19 protein-coding genes are annotated in these 25,578 nt (G+C 33.8%); 16 read left to right on the forward strand and 3 right to left on the reverse strand.

Going from position 1 to position 25,578, the window contains the following annotated elements; genetic code table 11:
- Positions 1 to 267: 267 nt before the first annotated feature.
- The 5 genes from speE to V5E38_RS21875 all read left to right on the forward strand — a co-directional run bounded on the left by speE (position 268) and on the right by V5E38_RS21875 (position 5,242).
- Positions 268 to 1,095: a spermidine synthase gene (speE, locus tag V5E38_RS21855; RefSeq protein ID WP_025671010.1), complete on the forward strand. Its 828-nt coding sequence runs from the start codon at positions 268 to 270 to the stop codon at positions 1,093 to 1,095.
- Positions 1,096 to 1,107: 12 nt separating this feature from the next.
- Positions 1,108 to 1,980: an agmatinase gene (gene speB / locus V5E38_RS21860; protein ID WP_069033703.1), complete on the forward strand. Its 873-nt coding sequence runs from the start codon at positions 1,108 to 1,110 to the stop codon at positions 1,978 to 1,980.
- A 189-nt stretch (positions 1,981 to 2,169) separates the two neighbouring features.
- The gene (locus tag V5E38_RS21865; protein WP_499211430.1) at positions 2,170 to 3,291 is read left to right on the forward strand and encodes a PepSY-associated TM helix domain-containing protein; all 1,122 of its coding nucleotides are present in this window, start codon (positions 2,170 to 2,172) and stop codon (positions 3,289 to 3,291) included.
- Positions 3,292 to 3,569: 278 nt separating this feature from the next.
- Complete coding sequence (locus V5E38_RS21870; protein ID WP_097974833.1) at positions 3,570 to 3,992, forward strand: MerR family transcriptional regulator; 423 nt, start codon at positions 3,570 to 3,572, stop codon at positions 3,990 to 3,992.
- Between the two features lie 23 nt (positions 3,993 to 4,015).
- A complete protein-coding gene (locus V5E38_RS21875) occupies positions 4,016 to 5,242 on the forward strand; it encodes an MFS transporter (protein ID WP_499211431.1) in 1,227 nt (408 codons plus the stop codon).
- Positions 5,243 to 5,358: 116 nt separating this feature from the next.
- On the opposite strand, the gene V5E38_RS21880 is transcribed toward V5E38_RS21875, so the two are convergent.
- Positions 5,359 to 5,613, reverse strand: coding sequence for a hypothetical protein (locus V5E38_RS21880; RefSeq protein WP_499211432.1), 255 nt, complete (start codon positions 5,611 to 5,613; stop codon positions 5,359 to 5,361).
- A 431-nt stretch (positions 5,614 to 6,044) separates the two neighbouring features.
- Here V5E38_RS21880 and V5E38_RS21885 point away from each other — a divergent pair, with 431 nt between their 5' ends.
- The 5 genes from V5E38_RS21885 (at position 6,045) to V5E38_RS21905 (ending at position 11,853) form a co-directional block, all read left to right on the forward strand.
- Positions 6,045 to 6,482, forward strand: a complete 438-nt coding sequence (locus tag V5E38_RS21885; RefSeq protein WP_499211433.1) for a YwiB family protein — start codon at positions 6,045 to 6,047, stop codon at positions 6,480 to 6,482.
- Positions 6,479 to 8,149 (forward strand): arginine--tRNA ligase, encoded by a 1,671-nt coding sequence (gene argS, locus V5E38_RS21890; protein WP_499211434.1) that lies wholly within the window; start codon positions 6,479 to 6,481, stop codon positions 8,147 to 8,149. Before V5E38_RS21885 ends, argS begins: the two co-directional genes overlap by 4 nt.
- Before the next feature lie 265 nt (positions 8,150 to 8,414).
- Positions 8,415 to 9,872, forward strand: coding sequence for a DUF5667 domain-containing protein (locus tag V5E38_RS21895; RefSeq protein ID WP_499211435.1), 1,458 nt, complete (start codon positions 8,415 to 8,417; stop codon positions 9,870 to 9,872).
- A 182-nt stretch (positions 9,873 to 10,054) separates the two neighbouring features.
- A complete protein-coding gene (sigI, locus tag V5E38_RS21900) occupies positions 10,055 to 10,783 on the forward strand; it encodes a sigma-70 family RNA polymerase sigma factor (protein WP_499211436.1) in 729 nt (242 codons plus the stop codon).
- A 2-nt stretch (positions 10,784 to 10,785) separates the two neighbouring features.
- A complete protein-coding gene (locus V5E38_RS21905; protein ID WP_499211437.1) occupies positions 10,786 to 11,853 on the forward strand; it encodes an anti-sigma factor domain-containing protein in 1,068 nt (355 codons plus the stop codon).
- A 164-nt stretch (positions 11,854 to 12,017) separates the two neighbouring features.
- On the opposite strand, the gene uvsE is transcribed toward V5E38_RS21905, so the two are convergent.
- Both uvsE and cls read right to left on the reverse strand, forming a co-directional pair.
- A complete protein-coding gene (gene uvsE, locus V5E38_RS21910; protein ID WP_499211438.1) occupies positions 12,018 to 12,974 on the reverse strand; it encodes a UV DNA damage repair endonuclease UvsE in 957 nt (318 codons plus the stop codon).
- A 43-nt stretch (positions 12,975 to 13,017) separates the two neighbouring features.
- A complete protein-coding gene (gene cls / locus V5E38_RS21915) occupies positions 13,018 to 14,211 on the reverse strand; it encodes a phospholipase D-like domain-containing protein (RefSeq protein WP_499211439.1) in 1,194 nt (397 codons plus the stop codon).
- Between the two features lie 214 nt (positions 14,212 to 14,425).
- Between cls and V5E38_RS21920 the strand changes: the two genes are divergently transcribed.
- From V5E38_RS21920 to pyrG, 6 genes are all read left to right on the forward strand, one after another.
- Positions 14,426 to 16,534 carry a (Fe-S)-binding protein gene (locus V5E38_RS21920; RefSeq protein WP_097974849.1) on the forward strand — a complete coding sequence of 703 codons (2,109 nt, stop codon included), beginning with the start codon at positions 14,426 to 14,428 and terminating at the stop codon, positions 16,532 to 16,534.
- Positions 16,535 to 16,703: 169 nt separating this feature from the next.
- Entirely contained in the window at positions 16,704 to 17,885 is a 1,182-nt protein-coding gene (locus V5E38_RS21925; protein WP_499211440.1) for an acetyl-CoA C-acetyltransferase, read from the forward strand.
- Positions 17,886 to 18,288: 403 nt separating this feature from the next.
- Positions 18,289 to 19,419, forward strand: coding sequence for an acyl-CoA dehydrogenase (locus V5E38_RS21930; RefSeq protein ID WP_499211441.1), 1,131 nt, complete (start codon positions 18,289 to 18,291; stop codon positions 19,417 to 19,419).
- Between the two features lie 128 nt (positions 19,420 to 19,547).
- The gene (gene icmF / locus V5E38_RS21935) at positions 19,548 to 22,787 is read left to right on the forward strand and encodes a fused isobutyryl-CoA mutase/GTPase IcmF (RefSeq protein WP_499211442.1); all 3,240 of its coding nucleotides are present in this window, start codon (positions 19,548 to 19,550) and stop codon (positions 22,785 to 22,787) included.
- Positions 22,788 to 23,054: 267 nt separating this feature from the next.
- On the forward strand, positions 23,055 to 23,603 hold the full coding sequence (rpoE, locus tag V5E38_RS21940) for a DNA-directed RNA polymerase subunit delta (RefSeq protein ID WP_097974857.1): 549 nt from the start codon (positions 23,055 to 23,057) through the stop codon (positions 23,601 to 23,603).
- Positions 23,604 to 23,917: 314 nt separating this feature from the next.
- Entirely contained in the window at positions 23,918 to 25,519 is a 1,602-nt protein-coding gene (pyrG, locus tag V5E38_RS21945) for a CTP synthase (RefSeq protein WP_025671028.1), read from the forward strand.
- The last annotated feature ends 59 nt before the right edge of the window (positions 25,520 to 25,578 follow it).

Consider the following 25,578-nt stretch of genomic DNA (forward strand, 5'->3'; position numbering starts at 1 on the left):
TGGTAGATTAAGAGAAATTTTATTCAAATTACCGTAGTAAAAAATATCAAAAAATTTAGCTTTAAAAATCTTGCATTTCACAAAAATTACTCTATACTTTTCTTTTGTACGGCAAAAAATTGTCGTAACAACACAAATCCGATAGGAATTAGGAAGAGTGGGGATAATACGAAACATACTCGAAAAGTGGAGGCGCCTTGGTCAGCCCCGACAAAACGATCCATATGTTTCAAACTAAATCTTGATAAAGAAGGGTAGATGCATTAAATGGAATTATGGTTTACTGAAAAACAAACAAAAAACTTTGGAATTACTGCTAAAATTAATAAAACTTTACATACAGAGCAAACTGAGTTTCAAAAGCTTGACATGGTAGAGACAGAAGAGTTCGGAAACATGCTTATTTTAGATGGTATGGTTATGACAACTCAAAAAGATGAGTTTGTTTACCACGAAATGGTAGCGCATGTACCTTTATTCACACACCCAAATCCTGAAAACGTATTAGTTGTAGGTGGCGGTGACGGTGGTGTTATTCGTGAAGTATTAAAACACCCAAGTGTAAAGAAAGCAACTCTAGTTGAAATCGATGGAAAAGTAATTGAGTACTCTAAAATATACTTACCTGAAATTGCAGGGAAATTAGAAGATCCACGTGTAGAAGTAAAAGTAGACGATGGATTTATGCATATTGCAAATAGTGAAAATGTATACGATGTAATTATGGTAGACTCAACTGAACCAGTTGGTCCTGCAGTTAACTTATTTACAAAAGGCTTCTATGCTGGTATCTCTAAAGCATTAAAAGAAGATGGTATTTTTGTAGCTCAAACGGACAATCCATGGTTTACTCCTGAGTTAATCACACAAGTTCAACGTGATGTAAGAGAAATCTTCCCAATCACTCGTTTATACATTGCAAACATTCCAACATATCCAAGTGGAATGTGGACATTTACAATCGGTTCGAAAAAACATGATCCACTTGAAGTAGAAGAGAATCGTTTCTTCGATATTGAGACAAAATATTATACTAAAGAGCTACACAAAGCAGCGTTCGTATTACCAAAATTTGTAGCTGATCTTACTAAATAAGGGGGCTTTATTATGCGTTTTGATGAAGCTTATTCTGGAAATGTATTCATAAAGAGTCATCCAAGCTTTGAAGAAAGTAAAGCAGTTATTTATGGTATGCCTATGGATTGGACTGTAAGTTTCAGACCAGGCTCTCGTTTTGGTCCTGCGCGTATTCGTGAAGTTTCAATTGGATTAGAGGAATATAGTCCATATCAAGATAAAGAACTTGAAGAAGTTAAGTATTTTGACGCAGGGGATATTCCATTACCATTTGGTAATGCTCAAAGAAGCCTTGATATGATTGAAGATTATATTGACGGCTTATTAGCTGAAGGCAAATTTCCACTAGGAATGGGTGGAGAGCATCTTGTATCATGGCCAGTAATGAAAGCTATGTATAAGAAATACCCAGATTTAGCTATAATTCACTTTGATGCTCATACTGATTTACGTGATTCATATGAAGGTGAGCCATTATCTCACTCAACACCAATTAAAAAAGTTTGTGATTTAATTGGACCAAAAAATGTTTATTCATTTGGAATCCGTTCTGGTATGAAGGAAGAATTTGAATGGGCTAAAGAAGTTGGAATGAATTTATTCAAATTCGAAGTGCTTGAGCCGTTAAAGAAAGTACTTCCAACGCTTGCTGGACGTCCAGTATATGTAACGATTGATATCGATGTATTAGATCCTGCACATGCTCCTGGAACAGGAACTCTTGAAGCAGGTGGTATTACATCAAAAGAAATGCTTGATAGCATCTTAGCAATCGCGAACAGTGATATTAACGTTGTTGGGGCAGACTTAGTAGAAGTAGCTCCAGTTTACGATCATGCAGAGCAAACTCAAGTTGCGGCAAGTAAATTTATTCGTGAAATCTTATTAGGTTGGGTAAAATAATAAGATTTGTTAAAGGCGATTTTTCGTTCGTTAGGACGAGAATCGCCTTTTTATATTGAATTTGAAATTGAAACAATTGAGGCCATTAAAATAATAATTTACTAAAATGTAAAAATGTTATTGATAATGATAATCATTACCTTTATAATTGAGAACGATTATTATTATCATAATATGGGAGAAGAGAAGATGAAAATTAAAAAAGGGGTAAGAAAATTTATTTTAACTCTACATTTGGTGTGCAGCTTAGTTTTTGGCCTTTTTATTATTGCTGTTTGTGCAACGGGTAGTGTATTAGTGTTTGGGAATCAGATTGAACATGTATTAAATCCGCAGTATTTTAAGCCTGCAAGTAGTGAAAGAAATATCGGAATTAAAGAAGCAGAAAAGATTTTTCTTGAACATTACAAAGGTTTTCAAATTTCGAGGATGGATGTACCTTCAAAGTTAACAGACGTATATCATGCAAGTATGTCAAAAGGACATAATGAAATTGATGCATATGTTGATCCTAGCAATGGCAAATTATTAGGCAATTTTGATAGAGAGAAATCAGTCGTTTCTTTTTTTAAAGAGCTACATACACATTTATTATTAGATGATATTGGTGAAACAATTATTGGTATCGTTGCAATTGCATTTATTACCATTCTTATTACAGGTATTTATTTATGGTATCCAGGTATTAAGCGAATGTTTAAAAGCCTAAAAATTAAATGGAATAAAAGTCAAATGGCAAAAAATCTATCATTACATAATTTTATAGGGGTTATAACTTTACCATTTTTGCTTGTTGTAGCAATAACAGGAATGCTATTTCCATTCCAAGAAAAGATTGAAGAATCCTTGAAATTGAAATTTACATCGAATTATCCTGAAAAACTTAAATCAGTTGATAATAGTAAACAACAAATAGAACTGGATACGATCGTTGCCCAAATTAATAAATTACACCCGGAAGGTGAGTTATACAAGTTAAGACTTCCATCGGATAAAGAAGGGGTTATAGAAGCCCAATTAAGTGATGGCAGTTACGACCCTCAAGGTAAAGGAAATACAAGCGAATTTTTCGATCAATTTTCTGGAAAGCATATAGGAACTTTTTCGAAAAATACAGAAACAGTCTATGATAAATTCTTTATTTGGCGAGAAAGTTTACATAGAGGCACTTTTGGTGGTGTGTTCGTAAAAATTATTTTTGCCTTAGTTGGAATAGCTCCACTCGGTTTAGGAATAACTGGAATTACAATGTGGGCGTTAAAACGAAAAAATAAAGTTAAAAAAATGAGTAAATTACAGCAAACAGCTTAAGAAGAACAAAACTTTATATGGGTATGATTTAACGACATTGGTTGAATCATTTGTTAGAACCCGAAAGAAAATGCGCAAAAAGACGTATTTATCTTTCGGTTTTTTTGTATAGGGCAAAAATATGATTATTTGTACTGTTTTTATAGTAAAACAACAATTTTGTAGAAAGATAAAAATAGAAATATGTACAAAGTTAACGTTGACGTTAACGATACATTAGGAGTAAGATAAATAAGTGATATAAAAAAGTTAAATTCATTTCGAAAGGAGGCAATGATTTGCTTTACAAGATAGATGAAGTAGCGAAAGAATGTGGATTAACAAAGCGATCGATTCGTTATTATGAAGAAATTGGTTTAATTTCCCCACCTGAAAGAAGTGAAGGAGGATTTCGACTTTATTCAGACCTGCATATCGAACGATTGAAGAAAATAATGAATGTTCGGGATGTTCTTGGTTTTTCTTTGCAGGAGGTACAGGAATATATGGCAATTGGTGAGGCGTTTGAAGAATTCCGATTGCAGTATAGAGAAAACAAAGAAAAGATGAATGATGATGAAAGAAAAGAAAATCTTTTAGGAGCAGAAGCGATACTTGCTCAACAATTAAAAATGATTGATGAGAAACTTAAAAAAATGAACGATATTCGAGATGAAATGAATGAGATGTATCAGAGGGTGAAAAATGCATTAGAACAATAAATAATATGGGAGATGGATGAAATATGTCAAACTTGGCAGATCGTAAAAATCAAAAGACACATGCAAATCAAAAATATAGTCTTTTGAATCAGCCAAAAGCTATTTGGGCTGTTGGCTTTGCTTGTATTATCGCCTTCATGGGAATTGGATTGGTTGACCCAATTTTACCAGCAATTGCTGAAAAAATGCATGCTTCTAAAAGTGATGTAACGCTGCTTTTTACAAGTTACAATTTAGTAATGGCATTTGCGATGTTAATAACAGGTTTTATCTCCTCACGTATCGGAATTAAATGGACACTTCTTTTAGGGATACTGATTATTGCAGTCTTCGCTGGTCTTGGAGGTAGCTCAAGCAGTATATGGGAATTAGTATGGTTACGTGGAGGTTGGGGTCTAGGTAACGCATTATTCGTTGCAACTGCATTATCTGCAATTGTTTCATTATCTAGATCAGGTGTTGCACAATCGATTATTTTATACGAAACTGCGATTGGTCTTGGGATATCAGTTGGTCCATTATTAGGTGGAGAATTAGGTTCAATCTCTTGGAGAGGTCCATTTTTTGGCGTATCTTGTTTAATGGTTATTGCATTTTTATCTCTATCCTTTATGATGCCAAAAACACCTATTACACAAAGTACGAAAAAAGCATCGTTTCTTGATCCATTCCTTGCTCTTAAACATAGATCATTATTAACATTAGGGATTACAGCATTTTTATATAACTTTGGATTCTTTACTTTATTAGCATTCTCACCATTCTATATGGGATTAAAGGAACATGGTTTAGGATTTGTATTTTTAGGATGGGGACTTTTATTAGCAATTACATCTGTATTTATGGCTCCAAAATTACAAAAAAAATTCGGTACACTTAAATCGATGTATGCTATGTTAGCACTTTTCGCTATTACACTTATCGTAATGGGAATTGGAACTGATACGAATAGTGTAATTATTGTTTGTGTAATAATTGCTGGTGCATTTTTAGGAAATAACAATACATTAATTACAACAGCAGTAATGCAAGCAGCTCCAGTTGAACGTTCAACAGCATCAGCTGCATATAGCTTTTTACGTTTCCTTGGTGGAGCAATTGCACCATATTTAGCAGGTAAACTAGCTGAATGGTATAATCCACATGTACCTTTCTATGTAGGTGGATGTTTTGTATTACTATCGGTACTTTTCTTATTTATTAATAAAAAGCATTTAATTCATATTGATAAAGCAGAATCTGCACATTAATATGATCGGGTATATCTCGATCAATGGTGAAAACCCGCTAGGAATTACGTATTCCTAGCGTTTTGTTTGTTTATTGAATATAAACAAACAAAAACCAGCCCTTTACGAGCTGGTTTTCATGGTCCGAAATGACCGAACATCATCAGATAAACGATGAAGCCGATCAGTGCGAGTAATCCGATTATTGCTGCTGTAAAACTGCCGAACATGATTGCTTTTCGTTTGGAAATGAACCACAAAATGAGTCCAACAACAAATGGCACGAAAAAGGCGTACAAATAAATGAGAAAAATACTCGATAACGAAATGATTCCAATGCCTAGTCCAATGAAAAATAGTTTGCTAGATGAAAGTTGTGCGATTGTTTTCATAAAATCCCCTTTTATTCTTCATATGTTCTTTATTGTCTCACAAACAGTTTTCAATTGAAAACAAAAATCCTCCTTACTTCACGGCAAGATTATTTCGTTAGTATGTTGATACAATTGAAATCGGATGACGTTCAATGAGTAATAGTTCCTGCATTTTTAGATTTGGTGAGTCGAAATATATATGGCCGAAATTCATCATTATAAAGAACGAAGCTACAGATTTTATGAAAAAAAAGCCCTATGAAATATTTTAGAAACAAGAAAGTACCCCAATTTTTCAGATAGCCATATTATTTCGTTCATTTTAATGAATATTTTTCACAATTTTTTTTTAACCTATTTTATTTTTTTTATTAGATTATGCTAAAATGGGAAAAGATGATTTTTGGATGTGATTCGTTACGTTCATGGGGAGAAAAGGACGTGTAAAAGTGAAAGGACAACAAGGCATACCTGTCTCAATTGACTTTGAGACTTTGATAAAAGATCCACACGGGCGTGAAAAAATCAGTTTTCAAGCAAATGGCCTATATTATAAAAAAGATGATGTTTCATATTTATTATTTGATGAAAATCACGAGGACCGAAAAGTAAAGGCTACTATGAAAATAGGAAAAGGGGAAGTAACAATTATTCGTAATGGCGGAGTTATGATGCGTCATCAATATCGAGTAAATGAAACAACTGAAGGTACTTTCTCAAATGAATTAGGCGTATTTCAAACTAAGGCATATACAAAAAAACTACAATTTCTAGTATCTGAAGGCCCTTTAAAAGGGGTACTTCAATTAGGATATAAGTTATTCGTAGGAGATGAAAATGCTGGGTCGTATAACATTACGGTATCAATTAAGGAGGCAACGATATGAATACATTAGAACAAGTGAAAAGTCGTTTGAAAAATGAAATCGAAGCTGCTGTATTAAAAGCAGGATTAGCAACTGAGGAACAATTACCACAAGTCTTATTAGAATCACCAAAAGATAAAGCGCACGGAGATTTTTCAACAAATATGGCAATGCAATTAGCACGTGTTGCTAAAAAAGCTCCTAAAATGATTGCAGAGGAGTTAATTAATTATTTTGACCAAAGTAAAGCAAGCATTAAAAAAGTAGAAATTGCGGGACCAGGTTTCATCAATTTTTATATGGATAATAGTTATCTTACTGATTTAATTCCAACGATTATTAAATCGGGAAATGAATATGGCCAAACAAACTTTGGTAACGGTGAAAAGATTTTAGTTGAGTTTGTTTCAGCAAATCCGACTGGAGATTTACATTTAGGTCATGCACGTGGAGCTGCATTTGGAGATTCATTGTGCAATATTTTAGATAAAGCAGGTTATGAAGTAACTCGTGAATATTATATTAATGATGCTGGAAACCAAATTAATAATTTAACTTTTTCGGTAGAAGCTCGTTATATGCAAGCACTTGGAATGGATAAAGAAATGCCAGCAGATGGCTATCATGGCTCAGACATTATTGAGATCGGTAAAACTTTAGCTGCTGAATTCGGTGACCGTTATGTGAATGAACCAGAAGAGGCTCGTTACAAGTTCTTCCGTGAGTACGGTTTAAAATTAGAAATGGAAAAACTACAACGAGATCTACGTAATTTCAGAGTCGAATTTGATGTGTGGTATTCAGAAACTTCATTATATCAAAATGGCAAAGTGTTAGAGGCTCTTGATGATTTAAACCAACGTGGTGAAACATATGAAGAAGAAGGAGCGACTTGGTTCCGTTCTACAACATATGGTGATGACAAAAACCGTGTACTAATTAAAAGCGATGGCTCGTATACTTATTTAACTCCGGATATCGCTTACCACCGAGACAAGCTTAGTCGTGGTGCAGATAAATTAATTGATATTCTTGGGGCTGACCATCACGGATACATTCCTCGAATGAAAGCAGCAATTCAAGCATTAGGTTATAATGCTGATACGCTTGAAGTAGAAATTATCCAAATGGTTCAGTTATATCAAGATGGTGAAAAAGTTAAAATGAGTAAACGTACAGGTAAAGCTGTAACGTTACGTGATTTAATGGAAGAAGTAGGTACTGATGCAACTCGTTACTTCTTTGCAATGCGCGGTTGTGATTCACATTTAGACTTTGACATGGACTTAGCTGTCTCTAAATCAAATGAAAACCCTGTGTATTATTCACAATACGCTCACGCTCGTGTATGTAGTATTCTTCGTCAAGGTGAAGAAATGGGTATCGTTTACAATGGCGAAGCGGATTACAGCCTTGTTTCGTCTGAAAAAGAATATGAGTTATTAAAGAAATTAGGAGAATTCCCAGGAGCGGTTTCATTAGCTGCTTCAAAACGCACTCCTCATCATATTACAAACTATGTGTTTGAATTAGCAGGTACATTCCACAGCTTCTATAATGCAGAAAAAGTATTAGATGCTGAAAATGTTGAAAAGTCAAAAGCTAGACTAGCTTTAATGAAGGCAGTTCAAGTTACATTACAAAATGCATTAGCTTTAGTTGGAGTTTCTGCACCAGAAAAAATGTAAATAGTAAATTAAAAGTACCATGCCCTAATTTAGGGTATGGTACTTTTTTGTTAACTTAATCAAACTTCAAAAGTATAATTTTGTATTTTTTTAGTAAGTTATTTTATAAAATTTTGTCGGTAAATAGGGAAGAATAACAAGTTTCACCATTTTTTTATTATTTTTTTAAATTTTTTTAAAAACGACCCCCTAAAAAATGAAAGTCTCTACGAATAGTTATAGTGAGAATAATTTAAGAAATTTTTTACAAAGGGGAAAAAAATTAATGAAAAAATTATTAGTACATACGACTGCTACAGCACTATTATTATCTCAGCTAGGATTCTCTAGTTCAGTACTTGCTGCTGAAAATGATACAGTTTCACCAACTGATCAAAAGGAAGAAGCACCCGCATTAGTTAAAGGCGATTTCTTCTATTTTGTTAAAACAACAGTAGAAAAAATTCAATTGTTACTAACAACAGACAAAGTTAAAGAAGCAGATCTTTTAGCACAATTTGCTCAAGAGCGCATTCATGAAGCAAGAGAATTAATTAAAGAAGGTAAAGAAGATTTAGCAAAAGAAACATTAAAAGAAGCTTTAAGTCAAATGGACAATGCTCAAGGCCAAATTGATGGTAAACTTCCAACTGTTACTGAGCCAACGACTTCAGAAACTACAACAGAAGGTACTGTTACTACGAAACCAGCAGAAGATTCAACTGAAGTAGAAAAAGAAGACACAGAAAAAGTTGAGACAGACAAACAAGATACAGACAAACAAGAAGTAGAAAAAGAAGATCAAGAAAAAGTTGAGACAGACAAACAAGAAATAGAAAAAGAAGACCAAAAACAAGCTGAGACAGACAAACAAGAAACAGAAAAAGAAGATCAAGATAAAGCTGAAACAGACAAACAAGAAGTAGAAAAAGAAGATCAAGAAAAAGTTGAGACAGACAAACAAGAAGTAGAAAAAGAAGATCAAGAAAAAGTTGAGACAGACAAACAAGAAGTAGAAAAAGAAGATCAAGATAAAGCTGAAACAGACAAGCATGAAAAACAAAAATTAACAAAAGAGCAAAAAGAAATTGCAAAAATTCAGCATCATTTAAATAACAATTTACTTGTTTTAGCAAATGTTTTAGATCAAGTTAAAAATCCAAAAGCAAAAGCTGCGATTGCTAAAAATATTGAAAAGAGCTTTAACAAAATTTCTGAAAGATTAGAGAAAGTCTTAAAGCATACAGAACAGGATTCAACTGCTCTAAAACCAGTTATTACAGTTCAATACCCGGATTCAACTACAGATCAGTCAGCTACGCCAGAAGTTATTACAACAGTGACTAAAATTGAAGACGTAAATGATACAGACTTGAAAAATGTTAATGAAGATAATCAAGGTGAAAATGATGACAAAGATGATGCTGCTGAGGTTGCTACAAAACCTGTAACAGTAGAACATAAGGAGGATCAAAATAAACCTGAACATAAGTTAAAAGAAGTAAAACCAGTTAAAGTTAAAAAAGTAAAAGTTAAAAAAGAAGAAAAAGAAGAGAAACATGTAGAGAAGCATGAAGTAAAACACGAAAATGGTACAGCTCACAGAAATCAAGGTCACCAAGGAAACCAAGGTGAACACGAAAATCGTGAAAAACATAATGGAAATGAAAAGCAAGAGTGGAAAAAGAATGAGAATTCAAATGACCAAGGTGAAAACCACGGAAATGGACATGATGAAGATTAATAAGTAATTATTTCCACTGACCTTTCAATAAAATGACATGAAACATTTCATAAGATGCGATATGCTTAAGTTTAACTGATTAAATTAAAATGGTGCCTCATACATTCATTTGATTATATAATGAGTGGAGGCGCCTTCTATTTTAATAGCCAAGCAATCCTCTTTTGAAAGGAGATGGGGTCTTGTTACTTACAATTTTTCAGACGCTTTATAAAAGAAAAGAAAAAATTGAAGATATTGTATTAACAATACAGCAATCTTCATCAAAAGAACTAGATGATTTTATCGTTCAATATACTCCTTTTATAAACAAAACTGTTTCCACTATTTGTGGAAGATATATTACAAATCAAGAAGATGAATTTAGTATAGGGTTAACTGCGTTTCATGAGGCTATTAAACTATATTCATATAAAAAAGGTTCGTCATTTCTATCTTTTGCAAAGTTGATCATAAGACGAGAATTAATCGATTATTTTCGCAAGGAATCTAAATACCAATTATTAACGTCAGAACAAACTGGGTCAGAGGACGTGCATAAACATTACGACGACCATGTATATAGCACTTATATTAAAAACTTTGATGAAATAAATCGTAAAGAGGAAATCATTCATTTCAGTGAAATGCTTAAACAATTTGGAATTTCATTAGAAACTCTAGTGGAGGTTTCACCTAAACATGAAGATACAAGGGAGCATGTTTTTTCAGTTGTAGACAGTATTACGTCTGATGAAGAGATGTTAACTTTTCTATATAAAAAGAAAAAATTACCGATGAGTAAGCTAGAATCTAAAGTTAATATAAGCCGAAAATCGCTCGAAAAACATAGAAAATATATAATTGCGATGTGTATTATTAGTGTCAATGATTATATCTATTTACAAAACTATTTAAAAAGGGGGAACTGAAGATGAACAATGGTATTGTATTAAAAGTAAATCGCTCATCCGTAGTTGTACTAACTGCTAACGGAGAGTATTTAAAATGTAAAAAATTATTGTCATCCTATTCAGTTGGTGAAGAAATTCAGTTCCCTAGTAATGCAATTATTTTAAATAAAAAAGTGAAAATAAGTATTCCAAAACTGATACCTGTCGTAATTGCCTGTGGTTTAATTCTTTTCTCATTTACATTTGTAAATATGAGCGACGAAGAAGTATTTGCTGAAGCAGGAAAGGTTAGAATTGACTCAGAGGCAAAAGTGTCATTAACTTTGGACAAACAGTTAAAGGTTATTTCATTAAAAGGTCATAATGAACAAGGTAAAAAAGTGATCGATAAAATGGATAACTGGAAACATAAGTCTTTAAACTCAGTTATGAATGATATAGTTGGTGAAATGGAGAAATCGAAAGTAATTGAACCAGATGAAAAAATCAAATTAACTGGCAAGATGAATAAAGAGTTTAAAGATAAACAAAGTGAGCTAAATCATGAATTGAAGGATATTCAAGATAGTAATAACCACATTAATATCCCAAATGCTAAGGATTTAGATCAGCCTAAGGTTAAAAATCAAAACCAAAGCCAAAATCAAAATAAACAAGAAAATGGTTTAAATTCTTATAAAGTGACTAGTGGTGATAATAATTACAAAGTTAAATCTAATTTTAAGTCACCTACTGTCGAAAAGAACAAAGCTAATGATAATGGTCACTCAAAAGAAGTAAAGAATAATAGACATCAAGAAGAGCACTGGGGAAATAAGCAAAGTCAATCGAATCATAGACATCAAGAAGAAGAACATAAAGAATCATCGAAGCAAAATCAAAAGAAACAAAATAACAACAATGAAAAGCATCAAGTCAAAAAAAAAAATGACTATAATGATGACCGCGAATTAAGAAGAAGTAATAATGTTCAACGAAGAAATGAAAATAATGAAGGCTGCCATGTTGGTTGCAATAATCGTTATAAAAACAATCAAAACAAGAACGATAATGGTTGGCAAAATGGTGATGAAAAACACTCAGATTAAAATCTGAGTGTTTTTAATACAAATAACATTACTAATCCCATGGAAGAATAAAGGCTTAGGACATACTGCTCAAATGCGCATGAAGGGCTGCGTTAGTATAAATGAACTTTTTAAATGCTTTCATAACCTCTTTATTTCCAGTTGCTATGTCTTTGGTACTCAACTTAAGTAACTTCGATCATCCCACCACTTATTCGCTTATAACCTCTCCATTTCGACATATCTTCCATTAATTGTAATAGAGCTAAATCCTTTTTTTTCGATTCAATCATTATATCGATATCTTTTCCAATTGATCTGACGATGTCAAAAAAGGGCTTAATAAAATTAAGGTCAATGAAATCTGAATGCGCTCTAAACTCTTTATCGGATTTTGGAGATGAAATATGAATTTTAGGCTTCAAATATGTATGCTCCCAAGTAGAGAATACAAGGGGTAATAATTTCTCTAACGGTTCTTCACATAAGTTTGCCATATGATGATGATAGTCAAATACGAGCGGTATACCTTCGTTTTTACAAACCATTAGTGTTTCGGCGGTATTATACGTTTTATCGTCATTTTCTAACGTCATTTGTTTTTTTATGTGAGCAGGGAGCTTTTTTATATTTTCATAAAAACGTTGGATCGCAAGCTCTTTATTGCCATAAGCTCCTCCAATATGTATATTAATGACGCTTTGGTCTGAAATACCCATTGCTTCAAGAACTTTATAATGATACTCCATATCAATCACAGCATTATCAGTAATATGAGGTTTATCACTTGTAAAAAGCGTGAATTGGTTAGGATGAAAACTAACTCTTAATTCATGCTTTTTGATAAAATCGCCTATTTCTTTAAATTGTTTGTGAAAAATATTTATATAGTCGAATTCTACATCTGGATGAGTCGCCAAAGGGACCATTGAAGAGGACATTCTATATAAGGGAATTTGCTGTCCCACATTATAATGAAGTGCTCTATACGTATTTTCAATATTTTGCGATGTAACATAAATTAATTTCTCTAAACGTTCGTCCAGGTTAAGGGCTTTATAACGTGTATATGTAAGAGTTTTTGCAGGTGAACAATTATATAATGATAATGAATGTGATACGTACCCAAATCGAATAATCATATTTTGTTCACCTCTACCTTGATTTTTGTATATGTACAAAGGACTACATTAATGGAGAAAGAAGCTTAGATAAAAGTTTACGACACTTCCATAAGAATGTTGTATTTTTATAATGCTGGGTAGGATAAGTTTTTGAGCGTTCTAAGTCCTTTGTAAATATTTCTTTAATCTTCATTATGAAAGATTTACTCGAAAAAATACAGCTCCATTCATCATTTATGCAAAGACTTCTACGATCAAAGTTAACGGAACCTACATCACAGTAATGATCATCGATTAGTAGTACTTTAGCATGAAAGAACCCTTTCTGATAATGAAAAACTTCCCCACCACCTTCTAAAATTAAAAGGAGATGTGGAAAACTCGCCTCTTTAACTAGTCTGTGATCTTCTTTTTCCGGCACCATTACGCATATGTGGACGCCTCGATTAAGAGCTGCAAGTAGTGCGTTCATCAATTTTTTTGTTGGAATAAAATAAGGTGTACCAATGTAAATATGTTTTTTTGCATGATCTATTAAATCTTTATATAGGTTCTCAATGCGTACAAAGTCCGACGAATAGAAGTGGTGCTCGATTTCTCCTTTTACTAATTCATCGTCATTAATTAGTGCAAAGGATTCTCCGCCACTTCTAACCCAGTCTATTAAAAATTGAATGTGTAAATCTTTTACACCTTCACCTGTCATTCGAATATGATAATCTCTCCAATAACCTAAGTCTTCATCAAAGCCAATATATTCTTTGCCAATATTAAAACCACCAAAATAGCCGATTTTTTGATCTATTACTGTAATCTTACGATGGTTACGATGTTGAAACCGATAGAGAGTATATGGAAATCCAATTCTCCGATTAAAAAGTACTTCCACGTTATTTTCTTTTAGTTTTTTTATTCTTTTACGCTTTAGTCTAAAGCTTCCGATCCAATCAACAAGGAGGCGTACTTCTAATCCTTCCCGAGCTTTTCTTTCAAGTAATGATAAAAATTTTTCGGATGTATCATCATTTCGAACAATATAAAAAAGCATAGAAATGCTACTACTTGCTTCTGTTATGTCGTCTAGAAGATGCTTGTACAAATCATTACCATCTGTTATTAATATTGTTTCGCTATATCTTTTTTTAAATGGACAAGTTTTATCATATTTATGAAAGGCTTTATAGCCAAAATAAAGATCTAAGCTAGCAAGGAGTATAAGAAAGAGTAGAGCAATTAAGCAAATGCAAAGAATCATATAATTAAACTCCTTTACCTTTTACGTGTTGATAGTATGACCATTTCCATTGAAGAATATGAAAAAGAGCCAATTTATTATGAAAAAGTATTTGACTGAATAGTCATTCATCATATAATTAAATTATATATTTTCTGAATATTATTATGGTTATAAATTTTTAAACAGTAAGCGTTTTCTTTTATAGCCGGGAAAATTGGGGGAGGAATACATCATGAATCATGCACTTTTGTATTTGAACGCACTAGGGTTTGTGGCAATTACAGTTTATGCAATTTATTTATTCATTTACCTGATTCAAACAAGACTTGCCTACATTAAATTAGGTAAAAAAGAAGAATTTGAAAGAAACTTGAAAGAACGTTTTCAAAAAATTTGGGTCAATGTTTTTGGACAAAAAAAGCTATTGAAGGATAAGAAAAGTGGATTTATTCATTTGTTATTCTTTTATGGATTCATTTTAGTTCAAGCAGGAGCTTTAGACTTTATTATAAGAGGTCTTGTTCCTAGCGCACATTTACCTCTTGGACCTTTGTATGGTGCATTTACATTTTTTGAAGAAATCATTGCGTTACTAATATTGGTGGCAGTTGTTTGGGCCTTCCATAGACGATATATTGAAAAGTTAGTTCGACTAAAAAGAGGTTGGAAAAGCGGTTTAGTTCTTATTTTTATTGGTTTATTAATGTTATCAACACTATTTGGTAATGGCATGGGAATCATTTGGCATGGTGAAGCAACGAGCTTCCACGAACCAATCGCATCATTAATTGCAACGATTTTTAATGGTATTAGTAAGCCTTTATCAATTTCGTTATTTTATGTTGCTTGGTGGACTCACTTAATTTCACTTTTAACGTTCTTAGTATATGTGCCTCAATCAAAACACGCACATTTACTTGCTGGTCCAGCGAACGTGTATTTTAATCGTTTAACGAAAGCAGGAAAATTAGAAAAAATAGATTTTGAAGATGAAACACAAGAGACATTTGGTGTTGGAAAAATCAGCGACTTCCGTCAATCACAGTTAATTGACTTATATGCTTGTGTAGAATGTGGTCGTTGTACGAATGTATGTCCAGCTACTGCAACTGGAAAAATGTTGTCACCGATGGATTTAATTTTAAAACTTCGTGATCATTTAACTGAAACAGGGGCTGTTGTAACGTCTCGTGCACCTTGGGTTCCAACAGTTGCATTTTCTAAAACAAAAGGAAATCAATTAGCATTTGCTTCACAAGGAAAACAAGAATCAGCAGCAACATTAGAATATAGTCCAAGTTTAATTGGTGACGTAATTACTGAGGAAGAGATTTGGGCATGTACAACTTGTCGAAACTGTGAAGATCAATGTCCAGTAATGAATGAGCATGTTGAAAAGGTAATTGATTTACGTCGTTATTTAGTTTTAACAGAAGGTAAGATGCAACCTGATGCTCAACGTGCAATGACAAATATCGAACGTCAAGGCAACCCATGGGGATTAAATCGTAAAGACCGTGAAAACTGGAGAGAACTTGACGAAAGTATCCATATCCCAACAGTAAAAGAAGCTCAGAAAGCTGGAGAAGAAATTGAGTACTTATTCTGGGTTGGTGCAATGGGTTCATATGATAACCGTAGCCAAAAAATCGCACTAGCATTTGCGAAACTAATGAATGAAGCTGGAGTTAAGTTTGCAATTTTAGGTAATAAAGAGAAAAATTCTGGCGATACACCTAGACGATTAGGTCAAGAATTCTTATTCCAAGAGTTAGCAAGTAATAATATCGCAGAAATTGAAAAAGCGGGAGTAACTAAATTAGTAACAATTGACCCACATGCTTATAACACATTTAAAAATGAATATCCTGATTTTGGTTTATCAATAGAAGTTTATCATCATACAGAATTATTATCTCAATTGGTTAAAGAAGGTAAGTTAAAGCCGGTTCATCAAGTAAATGAAGTGATTACTTACCATGATTCATGCTATTTAGGTCGATACAATGAAGTTTATGAAGCTCCTAGGGATATTCTTCGTGCAATTCCTGGTGTCAAACTAGTTGAAATGGAGCGTAAGCGTGAAACAGGTATGTGCTGTGGAGCGGGTGGAGGATTAATGTGGATGGAAGAGCATGTTGGTAATCGTATTAATGTAACACGTACTGAACAAGCACTTGCAGTTAGTCCAAATGTAATTGGAACAGGTTGTCCGTATTGCTTAACAATGCTATCAGATGGAACAAAAGCAAAAGAAGTCGAAGAGAATGTTAAAACACTAGATATAGCAGAGCTTTTAGAGTTATCGATTTTTGGTGACAAACAAAACCAAGCTTCATAAAAGTTCTATAACTTTTCAATCTTCATAAAATAGCAATGAAAGGTGTGCAACTTGTACACCTTTCAGACTGCCCGGCAACGTTTTAAACCGCCTTTTATTTAGTGAATTGATTGATTATAGGATTTTATTATAGAGGAGAAATAGATCAAACTTTAAGGGGGAAAATGGGATGAGTAAAACAGTTATAGTAAGTGCAGTTCGTACACCAATCGGACGTTTTGGAGGTGCCTTAAAGGGCTTTACTGCTGCCCAGTTAGGTGGTATCGCAATTAAAGAGTCATTGAACCGTGTTAACCATCCATTAGAAATGATTGATGATGTAATAATGGGAACAGTTTTACAAGGTGGACAAGGACAATTGCCTTCAAGACAAGCACTTCGTAATGCAGGATTACCTTGGGAAACAAGATCAGAAACAATAAATAAAGTATGTGCATCTGGTATGCGTAGTGTTATGCTTTCTGATTTATTGATTCGATCTGGCGAAAGTAAACGGATTGTTGCAGGTGGAATGGAATCCATGAGTAATACACCTTATTATCAAACCTCTATAAGATGGGGAAATAAAATGGGGAATACAGAGTTAAAAGATGGTCTTCTAGTTGATGGTTTAACTTGTTCATTTACTGGTGTTCATATGGGTACATATGGAAGTGAAGTTGCTAAAATCGAAGACATATCTCGTGAGCAACAAGACGAGTGGGCACTTCGTAGTCAACAACTTGCGGTTGAATCAATTAAAACAGGTAAATTTGAAGAAGAAATTGTAGTGGTTGAGTCCGTTGGCAAAAAAGGAGTCGTAACCAAAATAGAAGTAGACGAGTGTCCAAGGGAAGATACTACGATTGAAAAACTAGCTAAGCTATCACCAGCATTTGATCGCGACGGAACAATCACAGCTGGAAATGCACCTGGATTAAATGACGCAGGTGCAGCACTTTTATTAATGAGTGAGGAAGAAGCAAAACTAAATGGCTACTTACCTTTAGCTACAATCGTTGCAACAGATTCAATGGCTGTAGAAGCAAAGGACTTCCCTAGAACTCCAGCATATGTCATTCAAAAATTATTACAAAAAACAAATAAAAAGATGTCAGATATAGACTTATTTGAAATTAACGAAGCTTTTGCAGCAGTAGTTTTAGCAAGTGCGAAAATAGCGGATATACCTTTAGAAAAAATAAATGTAAATGGTGGAGCTATTGCTCTAGGGCATCCAATTGGAGCAAGTGGTGCAAGAATCATCGTAACTTTAATTAATGCTCTAAAAGCAAGAGGCGGAGGCCTAGGAATTGCTGCAATCTGCAGCGGCGGTGGTCAAGGAGATGCAGTCTTAGTAGAGGTACGATAAGAGAGAAAAGCAAGAATAGCAGGGTATGGGAAGAGTAGGAAAGGTATGGAGGGGAATATTTCCTTCTGTCTAAGTATTGCCTCCCTTAAGCTGTTATTTTTTTTGCTTTTCTACTTTTGTCTATTAACTTGATCTTGTTTTTCCTTCCTTCCAGACTTAAAAATTTTTCTACAAAAAATAACAGGAATTTTCAGACTTTTGTCTAATATTATACGAAGTAGACTATCTTTTTAGTTAAAGTAAAAAATATTTTGTTAACGCTTACAAAAATCGACAAAAACAACATGGCAGTGATAAGGGAGCAATTTTGTTAAGGGGAATAAGATATAAAATAATTATCTTTAATTAAAACCTCTTATTTGATTGTGATCCTTGTCCTAGCAAAAATCGGGGGAAATGATCTATGCAATTTCGTTTAAGTGAAGAACATGAAATGATTCGTAAAATGGTAAGAGATTTTGCTAGAAATGAGGTTGCTCCGTCAGCTGCTGAGCGTGATGAGCATGAAAAATTTGATCGTTCAATTTTTGATCAAATGGCTGAGTTGGGATTAACAGGTATTCCATTCCCAGAGGAATATGGTGGAATCGGTAGTGATTATTTAGCTTACGTTATCGCGGTTGAAGAGCTTTCTAGAGTTTGTGCTTCAACGGGTGTAACTTTATCGGCTCACACTTCTTTAGCTAGTTGGCCGATATATAAATTTGGTACGGTAGAACAAAAACAAAAATTCTTAAAACCGTTAGCACAAGGTACAAAAATTGGTGCTTATGGATTAACTGAACCAGGATCTGGATCAGATGCTGGTGGTATGAGAACGACTGCTAGAAAAGAAGGAAACGAATATATATTAAATGGTTCAAAAATATTTATTACTAACGGTGGAGAAGCGGAAATTTACGTAGTATTTGCGGTGACTGATCCTACAAATAAACACGGTGTTTCTGCATTTATCGTTGAAAGTGATACACCAGGTTTTTCAGTTGGTAAGAAAGAAAGTAAATTAGGTATTCGTTCATCACCAACAACTGAAATTATCTTTGAAGAATGCCGTATCCCAGCTGAAAACCTATTAGGTGAAGAAGGTAAAGGATTTAAGGTTGCGATGCAAACTCTTGATGGTGGTAGAAATGGAATCGCTGCTCAAGCAGTAGGTATTGCACAAGGTGCTTTAGATGCGTCAGTTGATTATGCTAAAGAGCGTGTTCAATTTGGTAAACCAATTATTGCTCAACAAGGTGTCTCATTTAAACTTGCTGATATGGCTACAAGTATCGAAGCTTCTCGTCTATTAACTTATCAAGCTGCATGGTTAGAATCTAATGGACTTCCATATGGTAAGGAATCTGCTATGTCTAAATTACTTGCAGGTGATACTGCAATGAAGGTTACAACAGAGGCAGTACAAGTTTTTGGTGGTTATGGATATACGAAGGATTATCCGGTGGAACGCTTTATGAGAGATGCTAAAATCACTCAAATCTATGAGGGAACACAAGAAATTCAAAGACTAGTAATCTCAAGAATGCTATAAAAAATAATATTTATTCTTCTATTCGCATTACGAATGATTAGGATCGCTTGGTACAAGGAATATGGATAGCCCTTTACCAAGTTTTCTTTTACAAAAAAAGGCAATTATAATTCTGGGGGATGATTAGTATGGTAGAAAAGTATCAAGCTAAGCACAAGATTCGTTTCGTTACTGCATCAAGCTTATTTGATGGCCATGACGTGTCAATCAATATGATTAGAAGATTATTGCAAGAAAATGGTGTTGAAGTTGTTCATTTAGGCCATAACCGCTCTGTTGAAGAAATTATTAACGCAGCAATTCAAGAGGATGTACAAGGTATTTCAATTTCTTCCTACCAAGGTGGACATATGGAGTACTTTAAATATATGTACGACTTGCTTCAAGAAAGAGGCGCTTCTCACATCAAGTTATTTGGAGGCGGCGGTGGCGTAATTCTGCCTAAAGAGCAAGAGGAGCTAGAAGAATACGGGATTACTAAAATCTATTCACCTGAAGATGGCCGTATAATGGGACTTCAAGGAATGATTAATCATATGTTACAAAGCACAGATTTTCTTCCGCCTTTGAAGGACTTAGAAAACGTTCAAAAGCTATCTGCTACAAATCATAAAGAAATTGCTAGATTTATTACATTAGCTGAAAATAAAGGTTCTCTAGATTCAAGCTTAGAGATGGCCGCAACATTAGAAAAATCAGAAACTAGTAAAAGTGTAGTAATTGGTATGACTGGTACTGGTGGAGCGGGTAAGAGTTCATTAACGGATGAGCTAGTACGCCGTTTTATTCAAGAGTTTCCAGAAAAAACAATCGGTATTGTTTCAATTGACCCAACAAAACGTAAAACAGGTGGGGCTTTATTAGGTGATCGTATTCGTATGAATTCAATTCACCATCCAAATGTGTATATGAGAAGTTTAGCTACTCGAGATAGTCAATCTGAAATCTCAAATGCATTAGAGGATACTATTTCAATCTTAAAATCAGCTGATTTTGACGTTATTTTTGTTGAGACAAGTGGTATAGGTCAAGGTGACGCTGCAATTACTCAGTACAGTGATATTCATCTGTATGTTATGACTAGTGAATTTGGAGCACCTTCTCAATTAGAAAAAATTGATATGATTGACTTTGCTGATTTGATTGCAATTAATAAATTTGAACGTCAAGGCTCAGAAGATGCATTACGTCTTGTTCAAAAACAATATCAACGTAGTCGCCATCTTTTCCATGATGATATCGCTACAATGCCTGTATACGGAACAATAGCTAGCCAGTTCAACGATGCAGGAACTAATAATTTATTTTTAGCTTTAACAAAATCAATTGAAAAACACACTACAAATGAGTGGAATACGACATATATTAAGCCAGGTAATGTTGAGAAACAACATGTCATTATTCCAAGTAATCGTCGTTTCTATTTAAGAGAAATTGCAGAAACTGTAAGAAACTATCACGAAAATACTGAAGTTGAGGCAGCAAAAGCTTCAAAGCTTTATCAAATTGAAGGAACACTGTCTGAAATAGAGTCACTAAATATTGAAGATGCAAAACATACATTAGTAGATTTGAAAAATAAATTTGAAGAATCTCTTGCTCCATCTACAAAACAAGCTCTTAATCATTTTAAATTGATTAAAGAAGCATATTCGCAAGATCAACTAATTCAAAAAATTAGAGATAAAGAAATTAAAATTGAATTAACAACGACAACTTTATCGGGTACAAAAATACCGAAAGTATCTGTACCTACTTATCGAGATTATGGAGATTTATTAAGATGGGTAGCGAAAGAAAACGTGCCTGGATATTTCCCATTTACAGCTGGAGTATTCCCATTCAAGCGTCAAGATGAAGATCCGAAGAGACAATTCGCTGGTGAGGGACCTCCAAGCAGAACGAATAAACGATTCCACTATCTATGTGAGAATGACCCGGCTAAACGTTTAAGTACAGCATTTGATTCAGTAACTCTATATGGAGAAGACCCAGCAATCCGTCCTGATATTTTTGGGAAAATTGGTGAGAGTGGAGTTAATGTATGTACTTTAGATAATATGATTGAACTTTACAATGGTTTTGATTTATGTAGTCCTTCAACATCTGTTTCTATGACAATTAATGGTCCAGCACCAATTATTTTAGCTATGTTTTTAAATACTGCTATCCATCAACAAGTTGAAATAAAAGAAAAAGAATTAGGCCGAATTTTAACCGTTGAAGAATTCACAGAAATCAAGCGAGTAACTTTACAAAAAGTTCGTGGTACTGTTCAAGCTGATATTTTAAAAGAGGATCAAGGGCAAAACACATGTATTTTCTCAACAGAATTCGCTTTAAAAATGATGGGCGATATTCAACAGTATTTTATTGATAATAGTGTTCGTAATTATTATTCAGTTTCTATTTCTGGATACCACATTGCTGAAGCTGGAGCAAATCCAATTTCACAACTTGCATTCACTTTATCAAATGGATTCACTTACGTTGAATATTATTTAAGTCGAGGAATGAAAATTGATGATTTTGCACATAATTTATCGTTCTTCTTTAGTAATGGACTTGATGCAGAGTACTCAGTAATAGGCCGTGTAGCGAGAAGAATTTGGGCTGTTACGATGAAAGAAAAATATGGTGCATCTGAACGTAGTCAAAAACTTAAATACCATGTCCAAACATCTGGTCGCTCATTACATGCTCAAGAGATGGCATTTAATGATATCCGTACAACGTTACAAGCATTACTGGCTTTATATGATAACTGTAACTCACTTCATACAAATGCATATGATGAGGCTGTTACAACTCCTACTGAGGAATCTGTGCGTCGTGCAATGGCGATTCAGCTTATTATTCAAAAGGAAAATGGTCTATCGAAAAATGAAAATCCAATCCAAGGATCATTTATCATTGAGCAGCTAACAGACTTAGTAGAAGAAGCAGTTTTAAAAGAGTTTGAGAGAATCAGTGACCGTGGTGGCGTATTAGGTGCGATGGAGCTTCAATATCAACGTGGCAAAATTCAAGAAGAGTCACTTTATTATGAAACACTTAAACATAATGGTGAACTTCCAATTATAGGAGTAAACTCTTACATCAATCCGAACGAACAAATGGAATCAATTAATACAATGGAAATCGCTAGATCAAGCTACGAAGAAAAACAATCGCAAATTGATCATGTCGAACAATTCCAAGTGAAACATAAATCAGAAGCACAGGTTGCTTTAGAACAATTAAAACAAGTTGCTCGTCAAAATGGCAATTTATTCGAAGAGCTAATGAATACTGTTCGCGTTGCTAGTTTAGGGCAAATTACTCAAGCATTATATGAAGTAGGCGGACAATACCGTAGAAATATGTAAAAAGAATTTTGAAAAGCCGTTTGTCCTGCTTTAAGACAGCAAAAATGGCATGTGACTGGAGTTAGGTAGAATGGGCGTCTTTTAGGCGCTCATTTTACTATTTTCTCAAAAAATTAATCTAATATTGAAAAATATAGACAAGGTGCTAGCATATTTAACTTAGTTTTGTTTATAATGAAAGATATGTATTTTATAGCTAACTAGTAAAATTTATACATAATGTTATTAAATTATGGTGAAAATATTATTTTTAAAGGAGTGCTTACCTTGAGTTTAAAGCAATACTCGGAAGAGCAATTAAAAGAATTATCGCTTATTGAATTAGCATATGAACTTTTTTCTGAAACAAAGGAACCTATTTCTTTTTACGATTTAGTTGACCAAATGGCAACAGTTTTGGGTGTAACTAGAGAGGCACTATTAGAAAAACTTCCTCAGTTTTATACAGAATTAAATATTGATGGTCGTTTCGTATGTTTAGGTGAAAATCGTTGGGGATTACGTGCTTGGTACCCATACGATCAAGCAGAAGAAGAAGTATTACCTGTTGCAAAACCTAAGAAGAAACGTAAACAATTGGAAGAAGAAGATGAGTTCGAAGATTATGACGCATCTGAAGAAGATGAGTTTGAAGAAGAAGAACTTGAATTAGACGAGTTAGATGAAGATCTAGTTGATGATGATGAAACTGATGAGTTTGATGACGAAGAAATCGATGAAGACGATGAAGACATTGAAATAGATGATGAAGATTTAGAGCTAGAAGATGAAGAAGATGAAGAATTAGATGAATTTGAAGAGGAAGAAGAACGATAAGTTCTTGACTTTTAAGTACTGAATGAGTAGAATTCTTATTGGGCTCTTTAAAAAGAACGAAATATATTTTGACGCTCCCTATTTTTAATAGGGGGCGTCTTTGTTTTTTTACAAATAATTTATGTAATAAAACAATAAATGAAATGTTTGCTTTAGATTCAAATGTTAAAAATTTGCATGAAACAACCCAATTTTGGATGACAATAAAGCATGCATACAAAATGTTATTAAATAATTTTTTATAAAGGTTTAGCTTTGTAATTTCTTGTAAGGAAAAATAAAATACGAATGCTAAAAATGAAAGGGGCTCAATTATGACAAAGTATATTTTTGTAACAGGTGGCGTAGTTTCTTCTCTTGGTAAAGGGATTGTTGCAGCATCTTTAGGACGACTTCTAAAAAACCGAGGATTAAATGTAACAATTCAAAAATTCGATCCGTACATTAACTTAGATCCAGGAACAATGAGTCCTTACCAACATGGTGAAGTTTTCGTTACAGATGACGGTGCAGAAACAGACTTAGACTTAGGTCATTATGAAAGATTCGTTGATATTAACGTTACTAAATTCAACAATGTAACTTGTGGTAAAGTTTATTCTACGGTATTACAAAAAGAACGTCGTGGAGATTACTTAGGAGGAACTGTACAAGTTATCCCACATATTACAAATGAGATTAAGGATAAAGTTTTCCGTGCGGGTCGCGAAACGAATGCTGATGTTGTTATCACTGAGATCGGTGGAACAGTTGGTGATATCGAGTCATTACCTTTTATCGAAGCTATTCGTCAAATTAAAGGCGACGTAGGTCGTGACAACGTAATGTATGTTCACTGTACACTTCTACCTTATATTAAAGCTGCTGGTGAGTTAAAAACAAAACCAACACAACACAGTGTAAAAGAACTTCGTAGTATTGGTATTCAACCAAATGTCATCGTATTACGTTCAGAAACATCTGTACCACAAGAAATGAAAGATAAAATTGCTCAATTCTGTGATGTAGATGCTAAAGATGTAATTGAATGTGTAGATGCAGATACTCTTTACGAAATCCCATTAGCATTACAAGCTCAAGGATTAGACAGTATCGCATGTAATCATTTAAAACTACAAACAAATGAAGCAGATATGACAGAGTGGATTTCATTAGTGGACAAAGTTAAAAACTTAACTAAATCAACAAAAATCGCTCTTGTTGGTAAATATGTAGAATTACAAGATGCTTATATTTCAGTAGCAGAAGCATTAAAGCACGCAGGTTATGCTTTTGATAGCGAAATTGAAATTAAATGGATTAATGCAGAAGAAGTTACATCAGCTAATGTAAATGAACTTTTAAGCGATGTAGATGGAATTCTTGTACCAGGTGGATTCGGTGACCGTGGTGTAGAAGGAAAAATCTTAACTGCACAATTTGCTCGTGAAAATAACGTACCATTCTTAGGGATTTGTTTAGGTATGCAAATTGCGTCAATTGAATTTGCTAGAAATGTTTTAGGTTTGAAAGGTGCTCACTCAGCTGAAATCGATCCTACTACTAACTATCCAATTATTGATTTATTACCAGAACAAAAAGATGTAGAAGATTTAGGTGGAACATTACGTTTAGGCTTATATCCATGTAAATTAGTTGAAGGTTCAAAAGCATATGAAGCTTACGGAGATGAAGTTGTTTACGAACGTCACCGTCATCGTTATGAGTTCAATAATGAATACCGTCAACAAATGGAACAAGAAGGATTTATCTTCTCAGGTACTAGCCCTGATGGTCGTTTAGTAGAAATTATTGAGTTGCCAAATCATCCATGGTTTGTAGCTTCTCAATTCCACCCAGAGTTTATTTCTCGTCCAAATAGACCACAACCATTATTCAGAGATTTTGTAGGAGCATCACTACAAAACCGAGGTTAAGGAAATAAAAAACACCCAACAGATTTTATTAAAATCGTGTTAGGTGTTTTTGTTATTTT

The sequence above is a fragment of the Rossellomorea sp. GAMAL-10_SWC genome (assembly GCF_049568075.1).
Classification (GTDB): Bacteria; Bacillota; Bacilli; order Bacillales; family Bacillaceae_G; genus Gottfriedia.